Origin of the sequence: uncultured Novosphingobium sp. (genome assembly GCF_964277725.1) — a bacterium.
Taxonomy (GTDB): Bacteria; Pseudomonadota; Alphaproteobacteria; order Sphingomonadales; family Sphingomonadaceae; genus Novosphingobium; species Novosphingobium fluoreni.
Map to the genome: position 1 here is coordinate 1 of NZ_CAXYKL010000040.1, position 5,256 is coordinate 5,256.

Consider the following 5,256-nt stretch of genomic DNA (forward strand, 5'->3'; position numbering starts at 1 on the left):
GACCTGCCTTCCAAGATGGGCTTCGTCATCGACGCCGGGGACGCTCCCGTCTTGCTGGATGAGCCGGGCGATTTTCGGATCGAGCGCGGCGAGTCTGGCGGCCTGATCCTGCGCGCGGCGGGACGGGAAAAGGGCGTGGAAGTCAGCGAAGCCGAGGCGATCGATCGCCTCATCGCCTTGGCTCACTGGTTTCACGACAGCGGCGGAGCGGCGGCGGGCCGCATGGTGCGCCATGATGCCCCCCTGCCGCCCTGGGCCCAGGGTGATGCCCGGCCCGCCCCACCCGCCGCGCGCGCTCAACCCGGCCCCGTCTGCGCCGGTTTCGCGTATGGCGTTCCCTTCAGCCAGATCGAAGCCGATCGCCTGGCCCACGCCGTAACCTCTGCCGGTGCCACGTCCCTGCGCCTCACCCCTTGGCGGCTGGTGATCCTCGAAGGCGGAAGCGCCGGCGAGCACCCCGGCCTGATCGCCGATCCCGCCGATCCGCTGCTGCGCGTGGAGGCCTGTCCCGGCGCGCCGTTCTGCCCGCAGGCCACCATCGCCACCCGAGACCTGGCTCGACAATTGGCCCCGCTGATGCAGGAGAGCCTGCACGTCTCCGGCTGCGCCAAAAGCTGTGCCTGCTCGCGCAAGACGGCATTGGTGCTGACTGGCCGAGAGGGTCGCTTCGACCTTTCGCGCAACGCCCGCGCCGGCGATCACGCGGACATTCCCGGCCTCCATCCCGATCACATTCCCGCACTTCTGGAAACCCGCTGATGCCCCACGCCTACGAGACTGATGGCGCCGCAATCTATCGCCATTCCTTCGCCACGATCCGCGCCGAGGCCGATCTTGCCCGCTTCTCACCCGAGGAAGAGCCGATCGCCGTTCGCATGATCCATGCCGCGGGGATGGTCGATCTGGCGCCGCACATCCGCTTCTCCGCAGGCTTCGCAGCCACCGCGCGCGCGGCCTTGGATGGCGGCGCGCCGATCCTGTGCGATGCGCGCATGGTTTCCGAAGGCATCACCCGCACGCGCCTGCCCGCCGCCAATCCGATCGTATGCACCCTGCACGACCCGCTAGTTCCGGATCTGGCACGGGCGATGGCGAACACCCGCTCCGCCGCCGCACTGGAACTGTGGCGGCCGCATCTGGCGGGAGCGGTCGTCGCCATCGGCAACGCGCCCACGGCTTTGTTCCACTTGATCAACATGCTGGAAGACCCCGCCTGCCCCCGCCCCGCCGCGATCATCGGCTGCCCGGTTGGTTTCGTGGGCGCGGTCGAATCGAAAGCGGCGCTCTGGCAGGAGCAGCCCGTGCCCTGCTGCATCGTCGAGGGACGGTTGGGCGGCAGCGCGATCACTGTCGCTGCGATCAATGCCGTTGGGAGCCGCGCGGAATGAACGTGCCGATCAAGCTGGGCACGATCCACGGCGTCGGCCTGGGGCCGGGGGCGCAGGACCTGCTGAGCGTCCGCGCCGATCGCTTGGTGCGCGGCACGCGTCATGTCGCCTACTTCCGCAAGGCTGGTCGGCCCGGCCAAGCCCGCCGCATCGCCGAGGGCATGCTGCGCGACGATGTGGTGGAAATTGCCATGGAATATCCGGTGACGACCGAGATCCCGCTGGCCGATCCCCGCTACAACGCCTCGCTCTCCGCCTTCTACGCCGAATGCACCGAGCGGCTGTCCGCCCTCGCCCTGGCCGGGGAGGACGTGGTGGTGCTGTGCGAGGGCGATCCGTTTTTCTACGGCTCGTTCATGCACTTACACTCCCGCCTGATGGATCGGGTACCGGTTCATGTCGTTCCCGGGATCACCGGGATGACCGGGGCCTGGACCGCCACCGGGATGCCCATCACCTGGGGTGATGACGTACTGACCGTCGCCATGGCCACCCTGCCCGAGGACGAGCTGATCCGCCGCATTCGCGACACGGATTCACTCGTCGTGATGAAGATCGGCCGCAACTTGCCAAAGCTGCGCCGCGCCGTGGCGGCGGCTGGGCGGGAGAAAGCGGCCTGGCTGGTGGAATACGCCGCGATGCCCGAGCAGCGCGTGATCCCGCTGACCGAGGCCACGGAAGTGACGCCCTACTTCTCGATCCTTTTGATCCACGGCCAGGGACGGCGGCCATGAGCGGCGGGTGGTTGGCAATCGCGGGGCTCGGGCCCGGGGACGATATGCTGGTGACGCCCGAAGTCAGCGCCGCGCTGGCCGAGGCGACGGACGTGATCGGCTACGTCCCCTACGTCGCCCGCGTTCCCGCGCGAGAGGGGCTGACCCTGCATCCGTCCGACAACCGGGTGGAGATCGATCGCGCGAACCTGGCCATCGACCTGGCCCGGAAGGGGCACCGGGTGGTCGTGGTGTCTTCGGGTGATCCCGGCGTTTTCGCGATGGCGGCTGCCGTGTTCGAAGCGCTGGAGCATGGCGATCCTGCCCGGCGCGATATCGACTTGCGCGTGCTGCCGGGGATCACCGCGATGCTGGCCGCCAGCGCCCGCGCCGGAGCGCCGCTGGGCCATGATTTCTGCGCGATCAATTTGTCGGACAACCTGAAGCCGTGGCCGGTGATTGAGCGGCGAGTGCGGCTGGCGGCGCAGGCGGACTTCGCCATGGCGTTCTACAACCCGCGATCCCGCTCCCGCCCGGAAGGCTTCGCGCGGGTGCTGGATATCTTGCGCGAGGAATGCGCGGACGATCGCCCGATCCTCTTCGCCCGCGCCGTCTCCACTCCGCAAGAGGAACTGCGCATCGTACCGCTGCCCCAAGCGCGCGCGGACATGGCGGACATGCGCACGATGGTGATCGTCGGGTCCAGCCAGACTCGGATCATACCGCGCCCAGGCGTCGCGACACCCTGGCTCTACACCCCGCGATCGCTGGCCTTGGTGCCGTGATGATTCAACCATTCGAGGACAGCGGCGGGATCGTGCACCTCGTGACGAGGCGCGATCGGCGGGCGCGTGATCATCAGCACCGGCACACCCAGTTCGCGCGCGGCGATCAGCTTGGCCTCGGCCCCGCCGCCGCCCGCGTTCTTGCAGACCACCCAATCGACGCCGTGCTCCTGCAACAACGCGCGATCACCCGCCACGCTGAACGGCCCGCGATCGACGATCAGCCCGTGATGGGGCAAAGGCGGTGGCGTCTCGGGCTTATCGACAAAGCGCAGGACGTAATGATGCTGCGGCTGCAAAGCGAACGCGCCGACATGCATCCGCCCCAGCGCCAGGAACACCCGGCGCGGCGGCCCCGCCAGCGCGTCAACCGCTCCGGCCAGATCGCTTACATGACTCCAGCGATCCCCAGGCTGAGCCTGCCAGGCTGGACGAGTCAGCGCCAACAAGGGCACGCCTGCCTCGGCGCTGGCGGCAATCGCGTTGGCACTGATCGTGGCCGCGAACGGGTGGGTCGCGTCCACCAGATGGGTGAAGCCCTGATCCCGCAGTGCTTGCGCAAGGCCGGTTGCTCCCCCGAAGCCGCCAACCCGCACCGGCACCGGCTGGCCTTGCGGGTTTCTGGTGCGCCCGGCGTAGCTGAGGATCGCAGGAAAGCGATGTTGCGCCAGCAACGTAGCCAGAGCGCTGGCCTCTGTCGTGCCGCCCAGGATGAGCACTTTGCGCATGGCTGAAACCGCTCCGGCTCCCTGGTTGACGATCGTCGGCATCGGCGAGGACGGCTGGGCCGGCTTGTCCGAACTGGCGCGACGGGCGCTTTCGTCCGCCGCGCACATCATCGGCCCGCCCCGCCATCTGGCGTTGCTGCCGCCGCTTACCGGCGCGGTGGAGGAATGGCCAGTGCCGTTCGCAGACGGCATTCCGTTGTTGCTGCGCCAGCGCGGTCACGCAACTGTGATGCTGGCGTCGGGCGATCCCTTCTGGTTCGGTGCGGGCAGCAGCGTGACCGGGGCGCTCCAAGCCGATGAGTGGACGGCCTTGCCCTCCCTCTCCACATTTTCGCTGGCAGCAGCGCGACTGGGGTGGGCTCTGCAGGATACAGTATGCCTGGGTCTGCACGCCGCGCCGCTATCCCGCCTGCGCCCGCACCTCGCCCTCGGACGCAAGGCACTAATCCTGCTGCGGGATGGCGCCGCTGTCTGCGATTTGGCTGCCTATCTCGATGTGGCCGGGTTCGGCGCTTCGACGCTGCACGTGATGGAGGCGCTGGGCGGCCCGCGCGAACGGCTGCGCGCGAGCATGGCAAGCGGCTTTGCGCTGGACGACATCCGCCATCCGGTCGCGGTGGCGCTGGACTGCGCCGGAGCGGGAGAAGCGATCCCTACCGCATCCGGCTTGGACGACAGCTGGTTTCAGTCGGACGGGCAATTGACCAAGCGCCCGGTGCGCGCCCTCACGCTCTCCGCCCTCGCGCCGCGCGCAGGCGATCTGCTGTGGGACATCGGCGCGGGTTCCGGCTCCATCGCGATCGAGTGGCTGCTGTCACATCCGGCCAACCGCGCCCTGGCGCTGGAAGCCGATACGGCCCGCGCCGCCAATGCCCGCGCCAACGCTCAGGCCTTGGGGGTCGATCGCCTGAAGGTGATCGAGGGACGCGCTCCGGATACCTTGCCGGAAGGATCTGCGCCCGACGCCGTATTCATCGGTGGCGGCTTGTCCCACGCTTTGCTGGAGGCGCTCTGGCCCCGCCTGCGCCCTGGAACGCGTCTTGTCGCGAACGCGGTCACGCTGGAGTCAGAAGCGCTGCTGACGCAGTGGCGGGCCGCCAAGGGCGGCGCGCTGCTACGGATCGAGCTGGCGGACGCCGCACCGATCGGCAATCGGCAGGGCTGGAAGTCACGCTATCCGGTGGTGCAGTGGAGCGTGACGGTATGATCGTCGCGGGGTTCGGCAGCCGTCATGCCGCGAGCGAGGCGTCGTTGCGATCGGCCCTGACGCTGGCGCAGCATGGGCTGCCTGCCGTAACCCATCTGGCCACGATCCCGGCCAAGGCAGTGGCGCTGCTGCCGCTGGCCCGGTCGCTGGGCCTGCCGATGATCGAGATCGACGCGGAAACGCTCAGCCAGGTGGACACCCTATCCTGTTCCGCAGCGAGCAAAGCCGCGCATGGCACCGGCAGCGTTGCCGAAGCGGTGGCGCTGGTCGCTGCCGGTGGTGGCGCGCAACTGCTGGCCAGCCGCCACATTTCCCCAGACCGGATGGCCACATGCGCCATCGCCCGAGGACCCCGAACATGACCGTGCATTTCATCGGCGCAGGCCCCGGCGCGCCGGACCTGCTGACGCTTCGCGGGCGGGACCTGATCGCCGC

Annotated in this window: 8 protein-coding genes; 7 read left to right on the plus strand and 1 reads right to left on the minus strand. The window is 68.9% G+C overall.

Translation table 11 applies throughout. From position 1 onward, the window contains the following. The 4 genes from ACHWRX_RS02365 to cobJ all read left to right on the plus strand — a co-directional run. Window positions 1–759 (plus strand): cobalamin biosynthesis protein CobG (locus ACHWRX_RS02365; RefSeq protein ID WP_394657949.1); only part of this gene is annotated, 759 nt, incomplete at its 5' end. Further along, on the plus strand, window positions 759–1,388 hold the full coding sequence (locus ACHWRX_RS02370; protein WP_394657950.1) for a precorrin-8X methylmutase: 630 nt from the start codon (window positions 759–761) through the stop codon (window positions 1,386–1,388). The genes ACHWRX_RS02365 and ACHWRX_RS02370, both read left to right, overlap by 1 nt. After that, window positions 1,385–2,122, plus strand: a complete 738-nt coding sequence (gene cobI, locus ACHWRX_RS02375) for a precorrin-2 C(20)-methyltransferase (protein WP_394657951.1) — start codon at window positions 1,385–1,387, stop codon at window positions 2,120–2,122. Before ACHWRX_RS02370 ends, cobI begins: the two co-directional genes overlap by 4 nt. Then, window positions 2,119–2,886, plus strand: a complete 768-nt coding sequence (gene cobJ, locus ACHWRX_RS02380; RefSeq protein WP_394657952.1) for a precorrin-3B C(17)-methyltransferase — start codon at window positions 2,119–2,121, stop codon at window positions 2,884–2,886. Before cobI ends, cobJ begins: the two co-directional genes overlap by 4 nt. Here cobJ and ACHWRX_RS02385 read toward each other — a convergent pair. Next, complete coding sequence (locus tag ACHWRX_RS02385; RefSeq protein ID WP_394657953.1) at window positions 2,853–3,614, minus strand: cobalt-precorrin-6A reductase; 762 nt, start codon at window positions 3,612–3,614, stop codon at window positions 2,853–2,855. The two genes, cobJ and ACHWRX_RS02385, sit on opposite strands and share 34 nt — an antisense overlap. On the opposite strand from ACHWRX_RS02385, the gene cbiT reads away from it, so the two are divergent. The 3 genes from cbiT to ACHWRX_RS02400 form a co-directional block, all read left to right on the plus strand. Then, complete coding sequence (gene cbiT / locus ACHWRX_RS02390) at window positions 3,613–4,821, plus strand: precorrin-6Y C5,15-methyltransferase (decarboxylating) subunit CbiT (protein ID WP_394657954.1); 1,209 nt, start codon at window positions 3,613–3,615, stop codon at window positions 4,819–4,821. The genes ACHWRX_RS02385 and cbiT overlap by 2 nt on opposite strands. After that, on the plus strand, window positions 4,818–5,183 hold the full coding sequence (locus ACHWRX_RS02395; RefSeq protein ID WP_394657955.1) for a cobalamin biosynthesis protein: 366 nt from the start codon (window positions 4,818–4,820) through the stop codon (window positions 5,181–5,183). Before cbiT ends, ACHWRX_RS02395 begins: the two co-directional genes overlap by 4 nt. Beyond that, the coding region (locus ACHWRX_RS02400; protein WP_394657956.1) for an SAM-dependent methyltransferase at window positions 5,180–5,256 on the plus strand (77 nt) is incomplete at its 3' end. The genes ACHWRX_RS02395 and ACHWRX_RS02400, both read left to right, overlap by 4 nt.